Origin of the sequence: Sorangium sp. So ce363 (genome assembly GCF_051520435.1) — a bacterium.
Taxonomy (GTDB): domain Bacteria; phylum Myxococcota_A; class Polyangia; order Polyangiales; family Polyangiaceae; genus Sorangium; species Sorangium cellulosum_B.
This window is the reverse complement of sequence record NZ_CP150333.1, coordinates 6,139,011-6,164,373: the sequence shown is the minus strand read 5'-3', so window position 1 is coordinate 6,164,373 and position 25,363 is coordinate 6,139,011. Positions and strand designations below refer to the sequence as shown.

General features: G+C 73.2%; 14 protein-coding genes and 1 pseudogene. 4 read left to right on the top strand and 11 right to left on the bottom strand.

From position 1 onward, the window contains the following. Positions 1-5: 5 nt before the first annotated feature. Complete coding sequence (gene pgl, locus WMF12_RS23050) at positions 6-731, top strand: 6-phosphogluconolactonase (RefSeq protein ID WP_437873656.1); 726 nt, start codon at positions 6-8, stop codon at positions 729-731. Between the two features lie 3 nt (positions 732-734). Here the strand turns inward: pgl and thrS are convergent, their stop codons facing one another. Both thrS and WMF12_RS23040 read right to left on the bottom strand, forming a co-directional pair. After that, on the bottom strand, positions 735-2,999 hold the full coding sequence (gene thrS / locus WMF12_RS23045) for a threonine--tRNA ligase (protein ID WP_437873655.1): 2,265 nt from the start codon (positions 2,997-2,999) through the stop codon (positions 735-737). Between the two features lie 341 nt (positions 3,000-3,340). Then, positions 3,341-4,384: a glucokinase gene (locus WMF12_RS23040; protein WP_437873654.1), complete on the bottom strand. Its 1,044-nt coding sequence runs from the start codon at positions 4,382-4,384 to the stop codon at positions 3,341-3,343. Positions 4,385-4,583: 199 nt separating this feature from the next. Between WMF12_RS23040 and WMF12_RS23035 the strand changes: the two genes are divergently transcribed. Genes WMF12_RS23035 through WMF12_RS23025 form a run of 3 tightly spaced genes read left to right on the top strand, consistent with a single transcriptional unit; the run spans position 4,584 to position 9,312 of the window. Then, positions 4,584-6,527 carry a mechanosensitive ion channel domain-containing protein gene (locus tag WMF12_RS23035; protein ID WP_437873653.1) on the top strand — a complete coding sequence of 648 codons (1,944 nt, stop codon included), beginning with the start codon at positions 4,584-4,586 and terminating at the stop codon, positions 6,525-6,527. Continuing rightward, positions 6,524-7,852, top strand: a complete 1,329-nt coding sequence (locus tag WMF12_RS23030) for a cation:proton antiporter (RefSeq protein ID WP_437873652.1) — start codon at positions 6,524-6,526, stop codon at positions 7,850-7,852. Before WMF12_RS23035 ends, WMF12_RS23030 begins: the two co-directional genes overlap by 4 nt. Then, positions 7,849-9,312 carry a cation:proton antiporter gene (locus tag WMF12_RS23025; protein ID WP_437747764.1) on the top strand — a complete coding sequence of 488 codons (1,464 nt, stop codon included), beginning with the start codon at positions 7,849-7,851 and terminating at the stop codon, positions 9,310-9,312. The genes WMF12_RS23030 and WMF12_RS23025 overlap by 4 nt, the downstream gene beginning before the upstream one ends. 12 nt (positions 9,313-9,324) lie before the next feature. Here WMF12_RS23025 and WMF12_RS23020 read toward each other — a convergent pair whose 3' ends face one another. From WMF12_RS23020 to WMF12_RS22980, 9 genes and pseudogenes are all read right to left on the bottom strand, one after another. Next, positions 9,325-9,960: a hypothetical protein gene (locus tag WMF12_RS23020; protein ID WP_437873651.1), complete on the bottom strand. Its 636-nt coding sequence runs from the start codon at positions 9,958-9,960 to the stop codon at positions 9,325-9,327. 117 nt (positions 9,961-10,077) lie between these two features. Continuing rightward, positions 10,078-10,982 (bottom strand): annotated as a pseudogene (locus tag WMF12_RS23015) (TauD/TfdA dioxygenase family protein). A 57-nt stretch (positions 10,983-11,039) separates the two neighbouring features. After that, positions 11,040-12,020 carry a quinone oxidoreductase family protein gene (locus tag WMF12_RS23010; RefSeq protein ID WP_437873650.1) on the bottom strand — a complete coding sequence of 327 codons (981 nt, stop codon included), beginning with the start codon at positions 12,018-12,020 and terminating at the stop codon, positions 11,040-11,042. A gap of 213 nt (positions 12,021-12,233) precedes the next feature. Further along, complete coding sequence (gene mltG / locus WMF12_RS23005) at positions 12,234-13,502, bottom strand: endolytic transglycosylase MltG (protein ID WP_437873649.1); 1,269 nt, start codon at positions 13,500-13,502, stop codon at positions 12,234-12,236. A 106-nt stretch (positions 13,503-13,608) separates the two neighbouring features. Beyond that, positions 13,609-15,186 carry a vWA domain-containing protein gene (locus WMF12_RS23000; RefSeq protein WP_437873648.1) on the bottom strand — a complete coding sequence of 526 codons (1,578 nt, stop codon included), beginning with the start codon at positions 15,184-15,186 and terminating at the stop codon, positions 13,609-13,611. A 45-nt stretch (positions 15,187-15,231) separates the two neighbouring features. After that, positions 15,232-17,712, bottom strand: coding sequence for an NAD(P)-binding domain-containing protein (locus WMF12_RS22995; RefSeq protein ID WP_437873647.1), 2,481 nt, complete (start codon positions 17,710-17,712; stop codon positions 15,232-15,234). Then, the gene (locus WMF12_RS22990) at positions 17,696-19,402 is read right to left on the bottom strand and encodes a pre-peptidase C-terminal domain-containing protein (RefSeq protein WP_437873646.1); all 1,707 of its coding nucleotides are present in this window, start codon (positions 19,400-19,402) and stop codon (positions 17,696-17,698) included. The genes WMF12_RS22995 and WMF12_RS22990 overlap by 17 nt, the downstream gene beginning before the upstream one ends. Next, positions 19,399-22,476 carry a vWA domain-containing protein gene (locus WMF12_RS22985; protein ID WP_437873645.1) on the bottom strand — a complete coding sequence of 1,026 codons (3,078 nt, stop codon included), beginning with the start codon at positions 22,474-22,476 and terminating at the stop codon, positions 19,399-19,401. The genes WMF12_RS22990 and WMF12_RS22985 overlap by 4 nt, the downstream gene beginning before the upstream one ends. Before the next feature lie 289 nt (positions 22,477-22,765). Beyond that, the gene (locus WMF12_RS22980; protein ID WP_437873644.1) at positions 22,766-25,123 is read right to left on the bottom strand and encodes a cyclic nucleotide-binding domain-containing protein; all 2,358 of its coding nucleotides are present in this window, start codon (positions 25,121-25,123) and stop codon (positions 22,766-22,768) included. Between the last annotated feature and the right edge of the window lie 240 nt (positions 25,124-25,363).

The following is a 25,363-nucleotide window of genomic DNA, read 5'->3' as shown; positions in this document are numbered from 1 at the left end:
CCGAGATGAACGGTGGTGAGGAGACCCTCGTCGCGGCGGACGCGGCGGAGCTCTCGCGGCTCGGGGCGGAGCTCATCGCGCGCGCCATCGCGGCGGCCGTCGACGCGCGCGGCGTCGCGCGCGTCGCGCTGTCGGGCGGGAGCACGCCCTCGGAGGCGTACCAGCGGCTCGCGGCGCTCTCGCTCCCGTGGGCGCAGACCGAGTGGTTCTGGGTGGACGAGCGCGCGGTCGCGCCCGATCACCCCCGCTCGAACTACGGCGCAGCGCGCCGGGATCTGGCGGCGGCCCCCATCCCGGAGGAGCGCTTCTTCCGCATGGAGGGCGAGTCGCCGGACCTCGCCGGGGCCGCGGCGCGGTACGGGCGGCTCCTGCGGGCGCGGTTCGGGGTCGCGTCGGCGGTCTCCTTCGACGTGATGACGCTCGGGATCGGCGACGACGCGCACACGGCCTCGCTGTTCCCCGGGACGGGGGCGGCGGGCATCGAGGACCGCCTGGTCGCCGCGATCCCGGCGCAGCCGGACAAGGGGCTGGAGCCGCGGCTCACGCTGACGGCGCCGGTGATCCAGGAGGCGCGGCTGAAGCTGCTCCTGGCCCGCGGGGCGGGCAAGCGCGGGGTCGTGGCGCAGGCGAAGCGGCCCGGCCCGGCCGACGAGGTGCCGGCGCGGGTCGTGCGCGGCGGGCCCGGGCGGCTCGTCTGGCTGCTCGACGCCGCCGCCGCGCAGGCCGGGTGAACGTCACGTCACGACGGGGATCGCGCACTGCTCGCGCAAGAACTCGGCGAGCGCCTCGGTCTTCATGAAGCCGCGGTCGCTCCCGTCACGCAGCCGGACGGTGGCGCCCTTCGCCTCGACCTCCTTGTCCCCGATGACGAGCATATGCGGGATCTTCTCGACCTGCGCTTCGCGGATCTTCGCGCCGAGCTTCTCCGAGCTCCGGACGAAGCTCGCCCGGATGCCGTGAGCGCGCAGCGCCTGGGTGACCTGCTCGGCGTGGTCGTTGTGCTTGTCCGACACCGTGACGACGCGCGCCTGCTCCGGTGAGAGCCACGCCGGCAGGGCGCCCGCGTGGTGCTCCAGGAGCACGCCGATGAACCGCTCGATCGAGCCGAGGAGCGCCCGGTGGAGCATGATCGGCTGCTCGAGCTCTCCCTTGGCGTTCACGAACCCGAGGGTGAAGCGCTCGGGGTTGTTGAAGTCGTACTGGAGCGTCGAGCACTGCCACCTGCGGTCGAGCGCATCGACCAGCTTGATATCGATCTTCGGCCCGTAGAACGCTCCGCCGCCCGGGTCCACCGTGTACTCGAGGCCGAGGGCCTGGAGGGCCCCCGCGAGGGTGCTTTCGGCCTTGGCCCAGTCCTCCAGGCCGCCGACGTACTTCTCCGGTCGTGTCGAGAGGTTGATGTCGAACTGCTCGAACCCGAACGTGCGGAGCATCTTCAGGATGAAGCGGAGCACGCGGTGGATCTCCTGCTCGACCTGGTCCGCGCGGCAGAACAGGTGCGCGTCGTCCTGGGTGAACCCCCGCACGCGCATCAGGCCGTGCATGACGCCCGCGGCCTCGTACCGGTACACGGTCCCGAGCTCCGCGAGGCGCATCGGGAACTCGCGGTAGCTCCGCGTCCGGCTCTTGACCATGAGGATGTGAAACGGGCAATTCATCGGCTTGCAGCAGTAATCGTGGCCGTCGACCGACATGGGGGAGAACATCCCCTCCCGGTAGAAGTCCCAGTGGCCCGAGGTCTTCCACAGGTCCGCCTTGGCGATGTGCGGCGAGTAGACGATGTCGTAGCCCTCCTCGAGGTGCATCTTGCGCCACTGGTCCTCGATGATGGTGCGCAGGAGCCCGCCCTTCGGGAGCCACATGACGAGGCCGGCCCCGATCTCCTCGACGAAGTGCGGCTCGAAGTGCACCTCGACGTCGGCGTCCTTCCGGGCGCTCACCGCGGCCCTGAAGGCGCTCTTCGACTCCTGCGCCGCCGCGCCGCGGAGCCGGACGTGCAGGCGCGGGCGCGCCTCGTCGCCGCCGCCCGCGCCGCCCGGAGGCGCCTTCGGCGCCTCGCCGAACTTCACCGTTCGCCGGAGGGTCCGCCCCGGGAACGCCGAGGCCGCGGCGCCGAGGGTGTGCTCCACGAGCGCGCGGTCGAGGGGCGCCTCCGCGTCCACGCCGACGTAGAGGTCGATCTCGTCCTTCTCGGAGTACGCGTGGGTGTCGTAGCGCTCGGAGACGAGGTAGAGCTCGAGATCCCGCCCGAGCGTCCTGTGGTCGCGCTTCTTCGCCTCCTCCAGGCGGCGCACGTACTTGTCGAGGTCGTCCTTGTTGGGGAAGGCCACGCCGCGCACGCGCTGGAGCGACTGCTTCGTGGCGTCGGCGCGCCAGTAGGCCGCCGAGGACGACGTGATCTTGAACCCCTTGATGAACCCCGCGTGGGGCAGGTGCGGGCCGCGGCAGATATCCACGAACTCGCCGCAGCGGTAGATCGACACGCTGTCATCGGGGATCCAGGACAGGATCTCCGTCTTGTATTCGTTCTTCTGCCCGTACCCCTCGAAGACGTCCAGCGCGTTGTTCTTGGCGACGAGCTGCCACTCGAACTTGATCTTCTCCGCGATGAGCTTCTTCACCTCGGCCTCGATCATCTCGAGGTCGGAAGGGGTGAAGGTTCGGCCGGCAATGTCGAAGTCGTAATAGAACTCGTCACCATGGCTCTTCGGGCCCATCGTGACCTTGGCGCCCGGGAACAGCCGCAGCACGGCCGTCGCCATGAGGTGCTCGGCCGAGTGGTTGATCGTGTCCCTGCCCTCGGGCGTATCGGCCTTCAGCAACTCCAGCTTCGCGCCGTCCCGGAGGGGCACGCGGAGGTCCTGGATCTCCCCGTCGACGCGCGCGACGACGACGACCTCGGCGAGCCTCGGCGAGATGGCCCGGGCGGCGTCGAACGCCGTGTTGCCATCCTCGAGCGCGAGGACCTTCCCATCAGGTAGAACGACCGAAGTTGCCATGACGTGACCTTCTTTTCTCTTTCCCCCGACTGTACGAGCGTCAGGTGTGTCGGTCTTAAAGCACCATGGCACCAACGTGTCAACGCCGCGAGGCCGCGCGCGGCCGCTCGATTCAAGCCAGAGGCCAAGCCTGGGGCCAAGCGTGAGGCCGAGCGCGAGGAGCTCGTCCGCTCCTGCTCGGAGCCTGCCTGCCACGACGCGGCGCCGCGCGATATGGCCTCTCGGCACCTCGGGGCGAACTGGCGCTCATCCGCCATGGACCGCCGGCGCCGACTCGATCGGAGGCATGGAGTCGCGCGCGCGACTCCAACCCTCCGTCGTGGGCACGAGGACACGGGGCGTCAGGACCTCCGGGCCGCCGGGCGGGCCCGGGGCTGCTCCGCGGCGGCGAGGTCTCTGGCGACGGCGAGCGCGCCCCGAACGCCGACCAGGGGATCGGTGACCACCGCGACGGGCACCTCCTCGAGGAGCGGCGTGAGGCGCCCCTTCTTCACGAAGGACTTCATGAACAGCTCGCGCCGCTGGGGGACGAGGTTCCTCGCGATGTTCCCGAGGACGAAGACCCCGCCGAGCGCGAGCTCGCGCAGGGCGAGGTTGCCGGCCTCGGCGCCGTAGATCTCGACGAACAGGTCGACCGCGCGCGCGGCGGGCCGGAACGCGCGGGCGAGCCCGAGCTCGGCGATCGCCGCGTTGCGGTCGCCCTCGGCGAGGCGGCGCTCGATCGCGCGCGGCACGCGGGCGGCGCGGGCGAAGAAGTCGAAGAGGGCGCCGAGCCCGTCGCCCGAGAGGACCCGCTCGTAGCTCACGTGGTCCGGGTGGCGCTCGGCGAGGAACTGCCACAGCTCGGCCTCGACCGCGGAGCGCGCGGCAAAGTCGGCGTGACCTCCCTCGGTCGGGAGCGTGACGTGGCGGGCGCCATTCCAGAGGAGCCGGGCCTCGCCGAGCCCCGTGCCGGCGGCGATGACGGCCACGTTGTTCCCCTTCGGCCGCGGCCTGCGCTCCGTGAGCGGCTCGATGGACGCGCGGGCGACGTGCAGGCAGCCCGTGGCGCCGACGACGAGGTCGTTCACCAGGAGCACGCGCGCGATCTTGAGCCGGCGCGACAGCTCGCGCTCCGCGAGGCGCCAGGGCAGGTTCGTGACGGTGGCGACCTGGTCCTTGATGGGGCCCGCGACGCCGAGCACGGCGACGGCGGGGTGAGGGGCGTCGCTACGCACGAGGAACGGGAGGGCGATCTCCTCGAAGCTCGCGTGGTCGCGGCTGCGGAAGACGGCCTCGGAGAGGGGGCGGCCGCCGGAGCCGGCGTAGAGCGCGAGCCGGGTGTTGGTGCCTCCGATGTCGCCGACGAGCAGCGACGGGGCCACCGATCTGTTGGTCCTTGCCACGCGGGCGCCCTGCCAGCGCCGTGCCTCGGCGGCAAGGCGATCGATCGTCGAGCGAGCGCGGGGATCGAGGATTCCGGGCGGACTCGAGCGCGCGTGATCGCCTGGAAGCGACGACGCGTGGCTCGCGGGCTGCCTGCCGAGGCCGTTTCGCGTCCTGCGCCGCTTGACCGGCGGCCTGCCTCCGGCCGAGAGTGCCTGGGTGCAGCGGCTGTTCTCCGCGCTCCTGGTCGCGCTTGCCGGCCTCCTCGCTCCCGCTGGCGCTGTTTTCGCCGGGCCGGCGCAGGCCGCGCCGTCGCAGGCCGCGTCCGCGCCGTCGCAGGCCGCGTCCGCGCCGTCGCGGGCCGCGTCGGCGCAGGCCGCGTCCGCGGCGGCGCAGGCCGCGTCTGCGCCGTCGCAGGCCGCGTCCGCGCCGTCGCAGGCCGCGCCCGTGCCCTCGCAGCTCGCGCCCCCGCCGGATTCTTCGGTCCAGCCGCCGCTCGTACAGGTCTTGCCACCGCCCGCGGAGGCCCCTCCGGCGTCTGCGCAGGTCGTGCTGGCGCCCGCCCCGGTCGCGCGGCCTCCCGCGCGGCCGCCTGCGCCGGTCGCGCCGGCGTCCGCGTCGGTCGGGCCGCCGGCCCCCGCCCCTGACCAGGGCGAGCCGGCGGCTCCCGACCCCCAGCCTTCGCCTCCCGTGGTCGAGCAGCCCGAGGCGCGTGTCGAGCTGCTCGGCAGGACGGTCTTCGCCCTCCGCGTGCACCGGGGCAGCCTCTCTCCTCCGGAGCGCGCCCGTGAGGCGGCGCGCGTGCTGGAGCGCGCCGCCCAGGAGAAGGCGGTCCCCGAGGTCCGCGTCGACGAGCAGGACGGCGTGGCGGTCGTCTACGTCGGCGACCGCCCGCTCGTCCACCTCGGCCCCGAGGACGCGGCGGCGGCAGGCCACACCACGGTCGCGGCCCACGCCGCCGCGGTCGCCGGCACGGTGCGCGACGTCCTCGCCAAGGAGCACAGCAGGAGCCGCCTCGCGACGAGCGTCTTCTCGTTCTCGCTGCTCGTCTTCTCGGGGCTGATCGCGCTGCTCCTGCTCCGCAAGGTCGGCGAGCTCGTCGAGCGAGGGCGCGCCTGGGTCGCCGAGCACCCGGAGCGGCTCCCGGCGCTGCACGTCCGCGGCATCGAGATGCTCCGGCCCGCCGCGTCCCAGGGCGCGCTCTCGGTCGCGCTCGGCGCCGCCGGCGTCCTCGTTCGGCTGGGCATCGCCTACATCTGGATCCTCTTCGCCCTCTCCTTGTTCGCCTCCACGCGCGGCACCAGCGAGAAGCTCACCGGCTTCGTGCTCGCGCCCATGTCGGAGCTCATGGGGCGCATCGCGCGGAGCGTCCCGGTGCTCGTGCTCGCGATCCTCGCGACGCTCGCGGTCATCGTCCTCATCCGCTTCGTGGGGCTGTTCTTCGGGAGCGTGGGCCGGGGTGAGACGTCGCTGGGGTGGCTCCCGTCCGATCTCGCGGTCGCCACCGGCGTCCTTGTCCGCTTCGGCATCCTCGTGGCCGCGCTGCTCCTCGCGGCCCCGCTCATCACCGGCACCGACGAGGGGGCGTTCACGCGGATCGGCTTCGTCGTGCTCGCGGCGGCCGGGCTCGCCAGCACGCCGCTCATCGCGTCGGCGGCCGTCGGCCTCTCGGTCATCTACGGGCGGCGCCTGCGCGTCGGCGATATCGCCGACGTGGGCGGCCGCGCCGGGCGGGTCCGCGAGCTGACGCTGTTCGAGGCGCGCCTCGAGGACGAGGACGGCTGCGTCGTGCGCGTGCCGCACCTGCTCAGCCTGTTCCACCCGACGCGCATCCGCGGCCGCCCTCCGGTCGTGGCCGTCGAGATCAGCGTCGACCCCGCCGCCGATCTCGATCGGGTGCGCGAGCTGCTCCTGAAGACGGGCTCGGGCCTCGGCAGCCGCGCCCGCGCCGCGCTCGTCGCGATCGACGAGGGGGGCGCTCATTTCCGGGCCACGATGGCCTGCGACGGCGACGACGTGCGCAGCCGCTGGCTCACCGCGGTGGCGCAGGCCCTCGTCGCCGCGGACATCCCGCTCGGGCGTGCGCCGGCGTCCTCCGTCGGCGCGCGGCGCGCCGCGCCCGCGCCCGCGCCCGCGCCGATCGACCGGAGCGCCGCCTCGTGAACGCCGTATGGCTCCTGATGGGGCTCCTCGTGCTGTCGTACCTCGGCAGCTCGCTCGTCAGCGGCCGCGTGCTCCGGGGCATCGGCCTCCCTTCCGGCGCCGAGTACGTCGTGCTCGGCTTCGTGCTCGGGCCCTCGGCGCTCGGGCTGCTCGAGCCCTCGTCGCTCGCCGCGTTCGAGCCCGTGGCGGGCGTCGCGCTCGGCTGGCTCGCGGTGGTCGTCGGCCTCGACTTCGGCTTCGTCGGCAGCCGCCGCGTGCGGCCGTCCCGGATGGCGCTCTGCGTGCTCATGAGCCTCCTGACCGGCGGCGCGGTGGCCGCCGCGGTCTGGTTCGCGGCGGCCCACGTCGCTCCCTCGCTCGATCGCGGCGACCGCGTGCTGCTCGCGGCGGGCGTGGGCGCCGTCTCCGCCGAGACGACGCGGCACGCGGTGCTGTGGGTCACGCAGCGATACAGCGCGAGCGGCAAGCTCTCGGACCTCATCGCCGACATCGCCGACTGCGACGATCTCGGCCCGCTGCTCATGATGGGCGGCGCGTTCGCGCTCGTCCCGCAGGCGACGGCCCAGTGGCCGATCCCGTTCTGGGGGTGGACGGTCGTGACGGCGCTCATCGGCGTGGTGCTCGGGCTCATCGCGGTCGTGCTCCTCGGGAGCGATTTCCGCCTCATCCAGAGCTGGGGCGTGCTGCTCGGGGCCTCGCTGTTGACGATGGGCACGAGCGCCCGGGTCGGCCTGTCGCCGCTGTTCGCGGCGTTCGCGATGGGCGTGACGATCGCCGCCTTGTCGCGGCACCGCGACGAGATCGTCGCCATGGTCGCGCCGACCGAGCGGCCGGTCATCCTGCCGGCGCTCCTGCTCGCGGGCGCGCACGTGAACCCGAAGGCGGCGCCGTTCCTGCCCTGGATCGTGGCGATCGCGCTCGGGGCGAGGCTCGTGGGCAAGCTCGCGACCGGGCTCGTCTTCCGCGTCGTGTCGCCCGACGCGCGCGAGACGTCGCCGTGGCTCGGCCTCGGGCTGCTCTCGTCCGGCGCGGTGGCGATGAGCGTCGGCCTCGCCTTCGCGCTGCGCTTTCCGGGCCCGGTCGGGCACACCGTCCTCTTCGCCGCGACGGCCGCGGCCGTGTTCGGCGAGCTCGTCGGGCCGCAGGCGCTTCGCGCCACGCTCCGCAAGGCCGGCGAGCTCGCCGCGCCCGAGCGGGAGTCGCTCTTCTTCGGCCGCGGCCTGGCCCGCGCCGGGCGCGGCGCCGCGCCCGGCGAGGGAGGCGGCCCGCCGTCGCCCGCGGCGCCGCGTGGGGGAGGGATGAGGAATGAAGAGGTGTCACCGTGAGCGCCGCAGCACTCCCTGACGTCGAGCCCGCCTCGCCCGCCGGATCGGCCGCGCCGGCCGATCCGGTCGCGCCCGCCGAGCAGCAGGGCGCGCCCTCCGCGCGCCACCACGGGTCGGCCCCCAAGGGGCCGCTGAACCACCTCACCCACGCCGTCGCGCTCGTGATCCTGTTCGGGCTGCTCTACGCCACGACGCGCGCGGTCCCTCACGAGCACGGGCCCGCAGGGGCGGTCGCTTCGATCGGCTTCCTCCTGCTCGCGGGCACGCTCGCGAGCGAGCTCGTCGAGCCGCTCCGCCTGCCGCACATCTCGGGCTACATCTTCGCGGGCATCGTCGCCGGCCCGCACGTCTTGAAGCTCGTCGACCACCACGCCGTGGAGGAGATCTCGCGGGTCAACGCGCTGGCGCTGGCGCTCATCGCGCTCGCGGGCGGCGCCGAGCTGCGGATCGACATCGTCAAGAAGAGCCTGAAGAGCATCCTCCTGCACAACCTCGTCCAGACGGCGCTCGTCTTCGTGGTGATGACGGGCGTCTTCTACGCGGCGCGCTCGCTGGTGCCGTTCGCGGCCGAGCTCTCGACCACGGCGGCGTTCGGCGTGGCCGTCCTGTGGGGCGTCATCGCGGTGACCCGCAGCCCCTCGGCCGTGCTCGGGATCCTCTCCCAGACGCGCGCGACCGGCCCCGTCGCGATGCACACGCTCGCGTTCGTGATGACGTCGGACATCATCGTCATCGTCGTGACGGCGGTCGCGCTCTCCACGGTGCGGCCGCTCATCGAGCCGGGCGCGACGATGTCGATGCACGAGATCGAGCTGCTCGGCCGCGAGATCCTGGGGAGCATCTCGATCGGCACGACGCTCGGCCTCGCGCTCGCGGCCTACATGCGGCTCATCGGCCGCCAGCTCATCCTCGTGTTCGTGGCGCTCGGCTTCGGCGCGACGGAGGTGCTGCGGTACCTCCGCTTCGACGCGCTGCTCGTGTTCGTGGTGGCCGGCTTCGTCGTCGCGAACCTGTCGAAGCAGGGCGAGAAGCTGGTGCACGCGGTCGAGGACGCCGCGAGCGTGGTGTTCGTGCTGTTCTTCGCGACGGCCGGCGCGCACCTCGACCTGCCCCTCTTGCGGCAGATGTGGCCTGTCGCGCTGCTCTTCGGCGTCTCGCGCGCCCTGGTGACGTGGGTCGCGAACCGCATCGGCAACCGGCTGGCGGACGATCCGCCGCTCTTGCGGAGGTGGTCGTGGTGCGGGCTGGTCTCGCAGGCCGGGCTGACGCTCGGGATCAGCCTGACCATCGAGCGCGCGTTCCCGAGCCTCGGCGCCGGCTTCCGCGCGCTCGTCGTCGGGTGCGTGGCGCTGAACGAGGTGTTCGGCCCGATCCTCTTCAAGTACGCGCTCGACCGCGCCGGCGAGACGGCGGTCGAGGCCTCGCGCGGGTCGCTGCCGAACCTCGGGCGCCACGGGTGAGCTGAGGCCCTGTCACGGGGTGAACCGGAGCGAGTAGCTCACCACGGTGGCGCCTCGCCTCGGCTTCAGGAAGTCGATCTGCTCGAAGACGCCGACCACGCACTTCGTGAACGCCTGGCCCTTGAGCGCCGTCCGCGGCTTGCGCACCTCGGCCTTGCCGCCGTCCTTCTCGATGCGGAGATCGATGCCGAAGTCGCCGCCCTTGGTCGGGTCCTCGGCGAGCGCGAAGCAGCGGCGGAGCTCGTCGAAGTGGGGCGCGACCGAGCGCTTGATCGGCTCCTTGGTGAAGTCGTCGTGCGGGCCGCCGCCGATGTGCATGCCGATGTTGGCGACCTTGACCTTCGGGAGCGGCCCGGCGTCGGCTGGCGCCGCCGCATCGGGCGCGGCGCTGGCGGCGGGCGCGGCGCTGGCGGCGGCGACCGTCGTCTCGGCGGCGGGCGCTGCGCTGGCGGCGGGCGCGGCGCTGGCGGTGGGAGCAGCGCTCGAGGCCGAGGCGGCGGGGTCGGGGGGAGCGGACGGAGCGGCGGTCGCGGAGGCGGCCTGCGTCACTTCGGCCGGGGGCGCGGTGCGGGGCGAGCAGCCGGCGGTAGCGGCCGCGAAGGCGAGGGGAGCGGAGAGCGTGAGGAGGAACGGAGCGGGACGGCGCATGATGGCGCGCGAATCTACACCGCGGCGCGCGCAGATCCAGGAAGCGGGGCGCGGCGCGACCAGGACCGAGGCGAGGAGAGGAACGACGCCCCGATCTCTCGAGGATCCGAGGGCGGGTCAGTAGGGCTGGTCGCCGACGATCCCGGCGCGCTCCATCTTGCGCACCGCAGGCCAGTAATCCTGGACCGCGTAGTGCTGGGTGCAGCGGTTGTCCCAGAGCGCGACGCTGTTTTTCCTCCAGCGGAAGCGGACCTGAAGCTCGGGGATCGCCGCCTGGCTGATCAGGTAGCTCAGCAGGTGGCTCGCCCCGGGCGCGAAGTCCTGGCCGACGCGGACGTTGTCCGGCGTGTGGAAGTTGACGAAGTGCGTCGTGAAGCTGTTGACGAACAGGACTTTTTCGCCGGTCTCCGGGTGGGTGCGCACCACCGGGTGCTCCGCGTCGGGGTAGCTGGCCTTGAGCGCGTGGCGCTTCGCCATCGGCAGGGCGGCGCCGAAGGTGGCCTCCGTGCTGTGCCTGGCGCGCAGCCCGGCGATCTGCGCTTGATGTGCTCGGGCAGTCGCCGGTACGCCTCGACCATGTTGACCCAGATGGTGTCGCCGCCGACGTCCGGTGTCTCGACGCAGCGCAGGACGCAGCCCATCGGCGGCGCTTCGCGCCATGTAGCGTCGCAATGATAGGAGTTCTCGTAGTGCTCCGGCGGGCTGTTCAGGTCCTTGTAGATGCGAACCAGCCCCGGATGATCGGGATCGCTGCCGACGACGGGGTGGTCCTCGAGCTCGCCGAAGCGCCTCGCGAACGCGACGTGGTCGGCGCGGGTGATGTCCTGGTCGCGCACGAACAGGACCCGGTGCTTCAACAGCAGCGCCTTGATCTCGGCGAAGAGCGCGTCGTCGCGCGCGGCGTCGGCCAGGCTCACGCCGCGGAGCTCGGCGCCGATGGTGCAGGTGAGCGGCTCGACCTGGATGGAGCCGCGCGTCACCGCGCGGACGGCGCCCGAGCCGGCGGTTGCTGAGCTTGTCATGTCCGGTCCTCCTGGATGCGTTGGCGTCGGCGCGGCGATCTGCGGTCGCAGCACGCGCTACACGACGAAGATCGACGAGCCCGTCGTCTTGCGCGACTCGAGATCCCGGTGCGCCTGCGCCGCGTCCTCCAGCCTGTAGCGCTGGTTGATCTCGATCCGGATCCGCCCCGCGGCGACGTGGTCGAACAGCTCGCCTGCGAGCGCTCTCTTCTCCTCGGGATCGGCGATGTAGTCGGCGAGCGCCGGGCGGGTGACGAACACCGACCCTTTGGCCCCCAGCAGCGCCACGTCGAGCGGCGGCACCGGGCCCGAGGCCGCGCCCAGGCACACGAGCAGGCCGCGCCGCTTCAGCGAGCCGAGCGAGCCGGCGAACGTGTCCTTGCCGACGCCGTCGTAGGCGACCGTCACGCCGGCCCCGCCCGTCAGATCGCGCACGCGCCTGGCCACGTCGCCGCGGCCATAAATGAGGATGTGATCGGCGCCGTGGGCGCGGGCGATCTCCCCCTTGGCCTCGGTCGACACCGCGCCGATCACCGTGAGCCCGAGGAGCTTTGCCCATTGCGAGACGATCAGGCCCACGCCGCCCGCCGCCGCGTGCAGCAGGATGCTGTCGCCGGCCTTCAGCGGCCAGATGCGGCGCATCAGGTACGCCGACGTGAGGCCCCGCATGGTCATCGCAGCGGCCGTCTCGTGGCCTATGCCCTCTGGCAGCCGGATCAGCGGCGCCGCGAGGACGATCCGCTCGGTGCAGTATGCCCCGAGCGTGTCCAGGAAGCCGGTGTACGTCACCCGGTCGCCCGGCGCGACGTTCGTGACGCCCTCGCCGACGGCCTCGACCACGCCGGAGGCCTCGACCCCGATGCCGCTGGGAAGCGGGACGGGATAGACCCCGGCGCGAAAGTAGGTATCGGCGAAGTTGAGCCCCACCGCGACGTGCCGGACCCGCGCTTGGCCGGGGCCCGGGCTGCCGACGACGGCGTCTTCGCAGCGCAGGACTTCCGGTCTGCCGGTCTCGTGGAATCGGACTGCCTGTCCCATGAAACGTCCCCCCCATTCCGCGCCGCAGCGCTCTCTCTCGTCCCCGGCGGCTCGGAACGCAAGGGCACCGCGTGGATGAGCACGTCCGAGGGCGCAGCTGCGCTATCCCTTGGACGGGCTCGTCTCGTTCGACGGCTCGCTCTGGACGGCTCCGCGTCGGTGCCCGAGGGCGCCGCCTCGCGCAGGAGAGCTGCCGTGTCGCGCCGCCCGCGCCTAGGGCGCCGTCGCGTCGCGGCGCTTTTGCACGGCGTCGTTGTGGTCGTCCAGGCTCTCGCTGAAGCGATGGCGACCGCCGCCCGCGGCCACGAAATAGAGGTACTTCGTCGCCGCGGGCGCCAGCACGGCCGCGATCGACGGCGCCCCAGGGTTGGCGATCGGCCCGGGCGGCAGCCCCGGGTGCGCGTAGGTGCTGTAGCGGTTCTTCGGATCCCGCACCACGGCGGGCGTGGGCTTGCCGCTCCACTCGGCGCACGACGGCGCCTCCTCGGGCCAGGCGACGCAGCCGTAGAGCGCCGTCGCGTCGGACTGCAGCTTGCGAGAGCGGAAGCTCGGATCGAGGAGCCGGTTCAGGAACACGCTCGCGATGAGCGGCCGCTCCTCCTCGACGACCGCCTCCTTCTCGATGATGGAGGCCAGCGTGAGCACCTCGCGGCGACCCCAGCCGAGCGTCGCCTGGAGCGCCGCGAGCCCGTCCTTGCTCTGCGCCGCGAGCGCGCTCCACCGCCGGTCGGACTCGGCGACGAGGCGCCGCGCCACGTCGCGCGCGTCGGAGTCCAGCGCGAGCTCGTACGTCGCCGGGAAGAGGTATCCCTCCGCGCTCTCCGCGCCCACGGCGCCGCCGCGCTCGATGCCGAGCGCGTCGAGGAACGCGCCGTCGGTGGTGGCCGCGAGGAACGTCTTCCGGCCGGCGATGCGCAGCTTCTCCAGCCGGGCGGCGATGTCGAAGCGGCTGAAGCCCTCGGGGATCGTGAGCTTCGCCGTGGGGCGCCCCTCCGCGCGCGAGAGCAGCTGCCGCAGCTCCCGCGGCGTCGCGCCCTCGAAGAGCAGGTGAGGGCCCGGCACGAACGCCTCGGTGCCGCCGGTCGCGCCGAGGTAGAGCGCCATGGCGCGCTCGCTCTCGACGAGCCCCTCGGCCGCGAGGAGCGCGGCGGCCTCGCCCGCGTCGAGCCCGCCCGGCCAGTTGATCTCCACGACGCGCCCCCGGTCCGGCGCCCTCGCGCGCCCGAAGCCGAACACCAGCGCGAGGAGCGCGGCGCACGCCGCCATGACCACGCCCGCGAGCCCGAGGAGCAGCGCGCGCCCGCGCCCGGCCCGGGGCTGGACAGGGCGCCGCGACGCCGGCGAGCGCTGCCCCGCGCCGCGCGAGCGCCGCGCGGGGGTCGCCTTCCGGGTCGACGGCGGCTCGCGCGGCGGCGAGCCCTGCGCGCCGTCGCCACCCGTCCGGCGGTTTCCCGGCCGGCTCGCCCTAGGTCGAACGCCCACCGCCGGGAGTCAAAACCCGAAAGCCCGACGCGTGTCAACGCCCCGCGTCGCCGCGGGGCAGGGGCCGGAGCGCGCCGTCCGCGTCGCTCGCGCCGAGCGCCGCGCGTCAGCGCGCCAGATCGAAGGCCTCCGCCTCGTTGCGGCGGACGGCGCTCTTGCCCTGGCGGGACTGCGCCGGGGCGGGCCGCGGCGCCGCTGCCGCCGGGGCCTGCGCGAAGCCGCCCGGCTCCGCGCCGGCGGCCGGCGGCGGCGTGGCGAACGCCGGCGGTGTGGCGAAGTCCGTGCCCGCCCGCTCCAGCGCGGCGAGCTGGCCCTCGAAATCGGACGCCACGTCCTTCGCGCGGTTCGCCGGGGCGCTGCGCTTCGCCTTGTCGGCCGCCTTCTTGAGCGACTGCTGCTGCGCGTCGAGCTTGCTGCGCGCCTCGTCGAGCCGCCCCTGCTCGAACAGGAAGTTGGCCTGCTTCAGCGCCGCCGCCGTCTCGCTGCGCTGCGCGCGCCCCGCGACGAGCGCGTCGAGCTCGCTCGCGTCGGCGTCGCTCTCCGCGATCGCGACGCCGAGCTTGCCCACGCACCGGGCGTCGGTCCTCGCGACGAGGTCCCGGTAGGTGAGGCCCACGTCGGCGATGGGGGAATCGCCGCGCGCGTCGCCGCCGGGGCCGCCGAGGCCGCCGAGGCGCACCTTGAGCAGGACCGTCTTCACCTCCCCCGCCGCGAACGCGCCGAGCGGCACGATGACCTGACCGCCGGCCCGCCGGAACGAGCGATCGAAGACCCGGTCGAGCTCCACGCCGGGCGCGAGGTCGATCGCGAGCTCCGCGCCGCTCGCGACCGACGTCGTGAGCTGCTCGGCCTCCGCCTCGAAGATGCGCGCGAGCGCGGCGTCGTTCTCGACGAAGTAGTGCCGGCCGTTCGAGTCGAGCGCGATTGCCGACAGGATCTTCTCGTTGTAATCGACGTCGACCCCGATCGTCGTGATGGCGACGCCGCGATCGCGCGCCCGCTGCGCCATCGCGCGGAAGCCGGGGACGTCGCGGACCCCGTGGTTGGCGTCGCCGTCGCTGAGGACGAGCATCCGGCTCACGCCGGCGCTCGTCTGACCGAGCAGCGAGAGGCCCTCCTCGATGCCGCACGAGATGCACGTGTCGCCGCCGAGCGAGATGCCGCGGACGCTCGCGAGGATGCGGCCGCGCGTCTCCGGCCCGACGGTGGTGGGCGGTACGACCACGCTGGTCCTCGTGTCGAAGGTGACCACCGACACGACGTCGCCGTCGTTCAAGCGGCTCACGGCGGTCGTCGCCGCCTGGACGGCGTTGGTGAGGCGGGTGCCCTTCATCGAGCCGGAGCGATCGATGACGAGCGAGAGGTTCGCCTGCGCCTGCGACCTCGCGGGCGACCCGTCGCCGCGGACCTCGAACATCAGGAACGTCTCCTGCGCCGAGCGAGGCAGGCGCGCGTGACCGACGCGCCCCTCCAGCATCAGCCTCGACCCGGTGGTGAAGCGGCTCGGATCGACCGCCGCCACGGCGCCGCCCGTCACCTCGGGGACCTGGCGGGGCGGCTCGGTGATCACCTCCGGGACCGCCGTGACGGAGCTCCCGCCCCCGGACGGGGCCAGGGAGTAGACGGAGAGGCTCGTGAACATCATGCCGAGGGCGGAGAACAGGGCGACGTGGGTCGGCTTCATGGCTCCTCCAGAGAACGGCCTGGGCTCCCCGAGCTTACGATGGACTCACGGCGCGGGGACCGCGGGCGTGGTCCCTTGTACGTCGCCGAGCTCGGAACGATCTGAGGGCTCCGCGGTCGGCCGGACACCAGCGGCGCGGAGGGCGCTCCACGGCGGGATGCTCCCGATCAGGACGAGCACGGCGTCGCAGGGGTGCGTCCGGGCCCCCGACGGCGACGCGAGGGTCGCCACGAGCGCGCCGCCCCGATCTGCGGCGAGGGCGGAGACGTCGGTCTCGAACAGGAGCGAGAGGCGAGACGCCGCCGCAAGCCTGCGTAACTCCTCGATGTTTCGGGTCTTCCCGCGGCGGAACCCGGCGCCCCGGTAGACGACGGTGACGTCGGTGGCCGGCTGGCGGGACAGCGCGATCGCCGCTTCCATGGCGACATCGCCGAGGCCGACGATCAGCACGCGACTTCCGGCGAGGCTCCGGGCGTCGGCGAGGTGGTAGTACACCCGACCTTCCACCTCGGCGGGTAGCTCGAACGGAAGCCGGCGCGGTGAGCCGCGCTGGCCGATGGCGAGCAGCACGCGCCGTGCATGGCGCTCGGTGCGGGGTCCGCCCTCGCGCGGCTCGGTGACGACGACGAAGCCGGCCGTGGCCTGCGCCTCGGCGGGCGCGCCTCTGCCGGCCGCCGCGCCGACGGCGGGCGCGTGGGCGCCGGCCGCGCGGGCGACCGACACCATGCGGGTGTCCTGCAGGATCGGGAGCCGCTCCTTGCGCACGACGCGGAGCCAGTGGGAGAGCAGCTCCTCCTTGGTCGACTCCTTCAGCCACAGCTTCCCGGTCATCGGCAGGTCGAGCGGCTGATCGAAGACCAGCTTGCCGCGAGGGAAGCTCTGGATGCTCTGCGCCACGCTGCCCTGCTCGATCACCTCGAACGAGAGGCCGAGCTCCTTGGCGCGCAGCGCGGCGCTGATCCCGGCGGGCCCCGCGCCCACGATGATCAGATCGAGCTCCTGACGGCTCGCGCCGCGCGGGCCGGCCTGCCGCAGGTCCTCCGCGATGCGCGTCGCGGCGTGCGCGCCCTGGTGGATGGCGTTCTTGATGAGCGGGAGCCCGGTGACGTCGCCGGCGAGGTGCAGGCCTGGCACGTCGAGGCTGCCGAGGTCGTCGCCGAGGCGCGGGCGATCGGCGATCGGCGCGCCGCCCTCGATGGTGAGCGACCCGTTGGGGCAGCGCTGCTCGCACAGGGTGAGGCCGCAGCACGCCTCGGGGCGGGCCACGACCGCGACGTACTTCTCGATGGCGAGCACGTCGTACGGGCACGCGTCGACGCACGCGTAGCAGCCGAGGCAGGTGGTCGTGTCGATCCGGGGCAGGCGCACGCGCGCCGCGGGGCGGAGCATCGCGTCCTCGCCCCCGGCGTCGCGCCCCGCTCGCCGCGCGCGGCGCGCGCGCAGCGCCTGGCCGCCGCGGGCGCCCGCGAACGCGAGGGCGGCGGCGGCGAGGCCTGCGCCCATCCAGAGCAGGGCGGGCGCGCCGGGCGTGGCGCCGGCCTTCACGACGGGCAAGGCCGCGGCGGCGTCGCGCGCCGCGTCCCAGGCGAGGGCGCGGTCCTCGGTGTGCTGGCCGCTGCAGACGCCGGCGGGGCTCGTGTCGCCGCCTGCGCGACCGGCGTTGCGGCCGGCGGGGCGTGTGCCGCCGCCTGCGCGGCCGGTCGCGGCGTCCTCGGGGAGGGCAGGGCGGTGCTCGTCGAAGCAGGTGATCGGACGGGCGTCGCCGAGCGGCGCCTGCGCCGCGACGAGGCAGCGCGCGATGGGATCCCGCGGCGCGGCGAGGTCGTGGCACGGCGCGCAGCTCCCGGCCGTGACGATCGCCACGGTGGCCGGCTGGCCCGGGCGGAAGGCCGACCTCGGGAGCTCGGTCTCGGCGCCCGGCGCGAAGCGCACCGGCGGCCTCGCTGGATCGAACACGACGCCCTGATCGCCGCGGTGGATGGGGTGGCAGGTGGCGCAGCTCAGCGCGCCGCTCGCGAGCAGCTGCCCGTGGCTCCTGCGGGTGGAGCCGTGGGCGCCGTGGCACCCGACGCAGGCCTGATCGATGCGCGCGCCTGCCGCGGCTCCGCGCGAGGGCGCGGCTTCCCGGGCCGCGGCGGCCTCCCGCGGCGCGGCGGGCGCCTGTTCGGCGTGGCACGACGCGCACGCGAGCTGCGCGCGCGCGTGGGGCAGCGAGAGCGGCCCCGGCGCCGCGTGCCCGCCCGGCGGCGGGAAGAGCAGCGCAGCCGCGCCCGTCGCGACGGCGCCCGCGAGCGTGGCCGGCAGCACGCCCCGGAAGCGGGTGACGTCGGAGGTCGCCTCGGCGCGGCGCGCGGCGCGCCCCCGCACGACCTCCCGCGGCTGGGCGGCGCGCTGGCGCGGATCGGAGAGATCGGCGCGGTAGAGCGTCCTCGAGGGATCGGGAGGGCGCGCTGCGTCGTCCGCGCCGCCGACCGGCGGCGCCGCCGGACGGCGGCCTCCGCCGGTCGGGCTAGAGGAGCGTGACATTCAATCGATAGAAGAAGGTCGCGTCGGGGACGAGGGACGCGGCGCGGAGCCTCACATAGTACGTGCCCGCGGCGAGGTCGGTGAGCGAGGCGTAGGAGCAATTGCCGACCCCTCCATCGTCGTCGGATGCGAGCACGGTGGTCCCGTCCTCCCCGAGGATCTCGATGTAGCTATCGATCTGCCCCTGCTGGCAAGCGTTGGTGCCGTTGTCGATGACGTTCGCGTGCAGCGTCGAGCGCGGCCCTGGCACGGTCACGGCGATCACGTCGACGTCGCCTGCCGGCGCGATCTCCGCGAGCCACGGGTCCGCATACGCATTGGCCTGCGCGGGGGCGTTGTTGGGCTCCGTCTCGTGGAGCTCGAAGCGGCAGGTGGCGCTGCATCCATCGAGGGGATCCGTGTTTCCGTCGTCGCACTGCTCGCCGGCGCTCATCGTGCCGTCCCCGCAGATCTCGGGGACGAGCGTCACGTCGAGGCGGTACGGGAACGTCTCCGCCACGGAGCCGAGCACGGACGTGACGCGAACATAGTAGTCGCCCGCCGCGAGCGCCGGCGCGACGGCACGGGCACAAAGGCCGTTGTCCCCGCGGTCGCGTCGCACGATCAGCCGGCCGCTTCCATCGAGGATCTCGATGACGCTGTCGAGCCGGCCGGTCAGGCAGTCGGAGCTCGTGACAGCCGCGGTCTCCGCGGTGAGGACCGTCGGCCCGCTCGGCACGGTGACGCGCACGACATCCACGTCGTCGGCCGGATCGATCGCGGCGAAGAACGGCGCGTCGTAGGTGTTGGCGGAGGCGATCTCGCCGTTGGGCTCCACCTCGGTCGGTTCGAGCTCGCAGCTATCGCTGCAGCCGTCGCCCGGCTGATCGAGGGGGTTGTCGCACTGCTCCGTCGGATCCTGGATGTTGTCCCCGCAGACGGTCTGTCGGCTTCGCACGCCGAGGTCGAACGCCCCTGTCTGGCTCGCGTCGGCTCCCGTGATGATCACATAGAATGCATCGCCCTCGCGGACGGGCACGGTCAGCCGGTTCTCGATCCCCGCGCCGGCGCTGGGCCTGCCGCACTCGCCCACCCTCGTCGAGGGGTCGGCGCAGGCGCTGCGCAGCTCGGCGACGAGCTGCGCGTCCGTTCGTGGGGTCAGCACCACGTCGAGGAACCCGGTGGTCGTCGCCGTGAACGTGTAGGCGACGCCCGGGCTCCCCGGCCAGCAGTCGCCCTCGACAGCCGCGTGGCCGAAGGTATTGCCGGTCGCGGTCCCGGGATCCGGGAGCGCCACGGGCGCGGCGCACATGTCCGCGCACGCCGCCTCACACTCCGGATCGCCGCAGTCGATGCTGTCGTCTCCGTCGTTGTCCCGCCCGTCCTGGCACACCTCGACGCCCGAGCAGCTCGACGCGTCGAGGGTGCACTCGGGGCTGCACCGGACCTCGCCGCTATCGAACCCGAGGCTCTGGCAGGTCGCGCCCCCGAGATCGGGTCCGTCGCACGCCTCGTCCTGCTCGGCGACGTCGTTCCCGCAGTCGCCCGGGGGGGCGCCCCCGCCGCCCGCGCCCCCGCCGCCGCCTCCGGCCGCGCCGGCGCCGCTCGAGGCCGACGGGGGCCGCGGCCGCGACGCATCGTCATCTCCGCTGCACGCCGCGACCACCCCCGCAGCGCAGAGCAGCGCGGCCACCATGGTGCTTCGGCTCATTCGGTATCTGGACATGAATACGTGATCTCCCAGTCCTGCACCTGAACGCCGCCCCCTCCGCTGCTCGTCGGATTGAGCCTCATCCGGACCTCCAGGTACTCTGTTCGAGCGTCCGGCAGCTCTTGCAGCACGTCGAAGAGATCGATCGCGCACGCCGGCATCGAGCCCTCATCGCAGATCCGGGTGTCGGTCGGCGTGGCGTGGGCGGTCGCGGCGAGCCTGACCGTCGCCGAGGCGAGGTCGGCGGGATCATCCGCCGCTCTCACGAAGAACTCGACGCTCGAGTCGCCAGGGGTCGTCGTCCTGTACCTGAGGTATCCCCACTGGGTCTTGGTCCCCGGCGGGCAGACGCCGTGGTACTGCTCCCACGCCGTGGTCATCGCCGTGACGCTTGTCGTCGTGCACGGCACGACGGCCCGGACCTTCCCGCCCGGGTTCTCGCGGACGGTGGAGCACGTCGCCGGACAGAGCTTCACGTTCGTGTTCCCGGAATCGAAGTACCAGCCCCCCGCGCCGCAGCTGCCGACCCCGGCCCGGGGCGTGAGCGTCGTCTCCACGCCGGCGGCGTTCTCGTAGACGACGGACACCGACGCTGGATCCGAGACGCCCGCGATGGGGACGGTGACGTCACAGGGCAGCGCCTCTCCGCGGATCGAGAGCAGCGCATTGAGGAGGGTACCTTCCAGGCTGGAGCCAGCGCTGAGGTTGAACGCCTGTCCTCCGCCTTGGTCCGCGATGAGGTTGATGATCTCCGCGTTCGAGTTGCCGAAGCCCACCGCGTGCACGCGGACGCCGTGGTTCACGAAGGCGTTTCGCGCCAGGTTTCCGATCGCGTTGGGGACGGTGTTGCAGCTCGACGGGATGCCGTCGGTGACGAACACGACCGCGACCTCCTCCTCGGGATGGGCGTCCTTGTAGTTGTTCGCCCAGGTGGTGGCGCCGTCCAGCGCCGGGTACATCGGCGTTTCGCCGTTGGGCGTCGGGAAGTTGATGAAGGCCTGCATGAGCTTGATCTCTTGCTGATCCCCCATCGCCGCGGACTCCTCGGTCAACCTGTCGGCCGCGGCGCCGTTGAACGGGACGAGCGGCAGCGCGCAGCCGCCGCCGCCGGCAGGCGGACAGGAAGGGGTCTCGTTGCACGGGCCCGGGTTGTCGAGCGGCCAGAACCGGAACGCGACACCGAGCCCGGCCGACGCCGGATCCTGGAAGAAGGACTTCAGCGCGTTCGTCGCCGGAATCCATCGATCCGCGCTCACGTCCACCCCCGACAGCGTCTGCCGCATCGAGGTGGATCGATCGAGCGCCACGAACAGGGTGACCGGCCTGACCAGCGACACGCTCGCCGTCGCGATGCAGGCGGGCGACTCGCACATGGCCGATTGATAGATGCTCCCGTTGTTCCCGCACCGGCACTCGGGGATCTGCATAGCGCCAGGGGGATTGACGATGAGCTCCATCCCGTCGGTGACGCCGGTGCAGCCGGCCACGCTGATGCACTCACCCGGGGCGATCGGCTGCGCCGTCGTGCAGGCGAGGGTGCCGCCCGTCGGGTTGCACGCGTTCAGGACCCGGCTCGGGGCGGAGGACGGCAGCTGGTTGGCGGTGGAAGCATACCGGTGGATGGCGATTCCCGCCGGGGCCGGGGTGGTGCCGCGGTTGCAGACCGGGATCGTCCCGCCGCAGGGCACGCCGATTGTGAGGTCCGGCTGCGTGCACGTGGAGTCCGTCTCGTTCGGCTGGTACGATTTGCAGAGGCCCTTTTGCGGACAGGTCTCGCCGCAGACGCTCTCCACGAGGTCGACGCAGCTCTGTGTCCAGGCGCCTCCCGGCGCGCAGCAGCTCGGCGACACATCGCAGATCTGCGTCACGCACGAGTTGCACCCTGAAATGAGCCGTTCGCCGGTGAAACACTTGTCGTGCGCGCAGCCGGGATCGGTGTCGCATGTGGAGCCGCACAACGACTCGGCCAGGGCGACGCAGCTCGCGTCCCATCGCGGGGTGGTCGCGCTGCACGTCTTGGGGGCGCACTCCGTGGCGACATAATCCACGCAGGTCGAGCTCCAGGTCCCGGTGCAGCGGCCGCCCGACAGCACGGTTCCCGTGGGACATATGCCGCCGGGCGCGGTGCAGCGGCCTGGGAAGACGCAGGTGCTGCCCGCTCCGATGATGGCAGTGCACTGCGCCGTCGTGCTGCACGTGATATCGCAGCAGCGCGGATGGTTCGCGCAGATGGTCGCGATGCACGCGTCGCCGCACGACGTGGTCATGTTGGTCGCGGCGCCGGGAGCCTCCACGCAGGCGTCGTGACCGCAGTCGCCCGGTATGGTCGTGAAGGTGCAGCAGCTCGGGTTCGCGTTGCAGACCTTCGTGGCGCAGCCGCTGCAGTTCGACAGCAGCGATAGGCCTGTCGCACACGGGTCGTGCTCGCACGCGCCCCTCGCGGGGTCGTCGCAGTACTGGTCGAACTGGCAGTCCTCGCTGGTCGTGCACGGCTGGTGCGTGCCCTCCCGCGCGACGGCCTCGGGCAGCTCGTTGATGTCGCCGACCGACCACGTGTACGTCGGGCCGGTCCCCGCGAGGTTGATGGGCCCCCCGTCCGGCGTCTCTTCGAACGACTGGCACGTCGGGTCGCACGGGTTGGTCGCGCACAGGCCGCCGTCGGAGGCATCGGAGTTGGCGAGCGGGCGCGGATACCCGCCCTCACCGCTCCCCCGCGGCGCCGAGCCGAACGGCGACCTCCGCATCGTCATCGTCCCGTCGCAGCTGCCGTAACGCCCTTCCTCGCAGCGCCTGATCCCGTCGAGGCACGTCAGCACACCTTCGTGCTCGCCGACGGTGACGTGACACTCCACCTCTTCGCCTTCGACGCACGGGTCGCCCGTTCCCGGCCCAGCGTCGGGCCAGTCCGTCCCCTGTTGCGGCGGCTCACCGGCGTTGTTGCCTCCACGGCACGATCCGGCGATGAGGGCCGACGCGGTGAGCAGCGTCACGAGCAGCAGCGCTCTCGGCGCCCATACGCTGGGGGAGCCTGATCGGGAGAGCGCTCCCATCCACTTGGTCGAAGGACCAGCCATCGGCTTCTCTACCTTCCACTAGGGTGCTGTCGGGAAAATTGTACCTGGGCGCAGAAGGCAAAGTCCAGGCCTCTCGGCTGCGCGTTGCGTGATGCGCGAAAAGCGGTCGCGGCGCACACGCGTGCGCGCCGCCGCCCGCGTCGCCGCGCCAGTGGAGACGCGCGCGGCGCACAAAGAAATGCCGTGCCTCGCAACCATTTCATAGCGAGTCCGGGATATCTCGGTGCTCCGTCGCGCGTCGCGGCGGCGTTGTGGGGCGGCGTGCGCGCGCTCCCGGTCCGGCGCGCGCTCATCGGGGCACGCTCGCCGCCGTCATCGCGTGGAGCACGAGCAGCGCCGCGGCGACGCCGAAGGTGATGATGTGGGCCGGCAGCCCTCCGCGGAGCGCGGCGAGGAGCGCGCGCTGGGCCGGGAGCGCGCGCAGCTCCACGGCGAGGCGGATGAGCTCCGCCAGGCCGGCGAGCCGCTCGGCCCCGCGCCCTTCGAGGACCGCGTCGATGCGGGCGCGCAGCGCGCGCTCCTCCTCGCGCAGGCCGCGCCCCGAGGCGAGCAGCGCGAGCGGGCCGAGGGGGCTCTGCAAGTAGGGCACGAGGATCTTCTCGACGATCTTCTTGACCAGATCGCTGCGCCCGCTCACCTCGCGGTAGAAGCGGTCGAGCAGCTCGCGCCGGGCGGCGCTGAAATCCTCGGGCAGCGCGGCGGTGCGCTCGATCCGGGCGAGGCGCCGCGGCGTGAGCCGGTACGCGATCGCCGTGAAGGCGCCGGCCGCCGCGGTGGCCCAGAACACGAGGTGCAGCGCCGCGCCCAGCGTCGGGCGGCCGGACCGCGGCCACGGCGCGTGCGCGAGCGCGAGGCCGGCCGTGACGAGGCCGATCGCGAGGTGCCCGGCCAGCTGCGGGCGGAGCTGGCTCTTCACGGGCGCGGCACCGCCGCCCTCCACGGCCGTGTCGCCGCGCCGCCTGGGCCGCATCCACGCCCATCGCCCCGCGCGCTTGGGGACCGCGTAGAGCAGGAGCAGCGCCATGCCGACCGCGGCGGCGATGCCCGCTGCGAAGGCGGCGCCTTCGCCTGGGCGCGCGGCGCCGCGCGCGTGCGCCGACAGCCCCGCCGCGCCGAGCCCGGCCGCCGCGAGCGCGCTGCCTGCGACGAGCGCCGCGCCGCTCCGTTGCGCGGCGGCGCGCTCCTGCTCGCGCCGCGCCCCGCCGAGCAGGTCGCGCACGTCGGCGATCTCCTCCGCCGGGTTGACGCGGAAGATCGAGCCCGTGGGGCAGGCCTTCACGCACGCGGGGCCGTCGTAATCGCGGCAGAGATCGCACTTCACGGCGATGTCCGCGAAGCCTGCGCCTCCCGGGCGCGGCGCGGCCGCGGGGCGCGGCGCCATCGCGATGTTCTCCCACGGGCACGCCTTCGCGCAGGCGCCGCAGCCGGTGCAGAGCGCGTCCCGGATGAACACCTCTCCCCCGGTGTCCTTGCCGATGGCGCCGGTGGGGCACTCGATCATGCAGGCGGGGCTCTCGCAGTGCTGGCAGGAGTTCGGCAAGAGCAGGCTGCGCGGCGCCTCCTTCTGCGCGGCCTGCTCCGCGTCGTCCACCCGCGCGCGCACCTTGTCTCCGCGGCGCACGAGCCGTGAGACCCCGTGCACGTCGGCGCACGACCACGCGCAGTGTCCGCAGCGGGCGCACGTCTCGAGATCGATGACCAGGAGCGACCGCGCGACCTGAAGGCGATAGAGGTCCCTGAAGATGTGCGCCGTGTGATTGCGCGCATGGCCGGCGATGACCGCCTCCTGACTGGCGTGGTGCTCGCCGGTGATGCGCCGGAGTCGGGGGATCAGATCAGGGTGCTTCCGCGCGAGCGCGGCGAACGTCTTCGACGGTACGGCCAGGAGCGCCGTGGCGCCGCTGGCCATGGCGCTTGCCGCCCGGCAGCGGCCCTCGTCGAGCTCGACGTCTCCAAAGAAATCACCTCGGGTGAGGTACGCGCGCACATGAATCCGATCTCCGTCCTCGGTCTGAATTTGCACCATCCCTTCAGCGATGAGCCAGAGCTCGGCGGCCGGATCGCCTGTGCGATAGATGGCCTGACCGCGCTCGAAGTGCCGATGACTCACTGCGTCAAGCAGAATTTCGACGTCGTCCGAGTCCAGGTCACGCGTGAAGGCGAGGGTGCTGAGGAGGTCGCGTGTCGCGCTCCTCCGCAGCGCGCGCTCGAGCCTCTCGGCGATCTCGGCCTTGCCGGAGCGACCGGCGGCGCGCCGGAACAGGTGGACCGGGATCTCGGCGAGCACGCTGGGGGCGAGCGCGACTGCGGTGGTCCTGCGCGACATCCCCACGACCGCCTCCTCGCCGATGACGTCGCCCGCGGCGGCGGTGCGCACCTCGGTATCGCGATCGTCTCCGCGGCGCGTCGCGCGCAGGGCGACGCGCCCGGACGCGACCACGAAGAAGGCGTCGCCGGCGTCGCCCGCGCGATAGGCGACCTCGTCCAGCGACAGGGAGCGGAGCCGCCCCGCCCCGGCGATCTCACGCCGGGCGCGCTCGTCGAGCCCTCGCAGCAAGGGGGCGTCGAACACCGCCGGCGGCCACGCCTCGGGGCGGTCAGACCCTGCGTCGCGCGCGCCGCCGTGGGTGTGGTCCGATGAGGGCATCAGCAGGTCTCCTGGTCGAAGGACGCAGCCCGCCGCTCCTCCCGACCCGCCCTCGCCGCGCGAACACGGCCCGAGCCGCCCCCCGGAGCGAGGTCGACAGGAGCGGGGCAAGCTGGGCGAGGAGCGCAAGGAGCGCAAGGAGCACAACCGGCGCGAAGAGCGCGGACGCGGACGTGGACGTGGACGTGGACGCGAAGCAGACGAGGCCGGCGTGTCATGGCGTCGGATACCGTCGCTCCA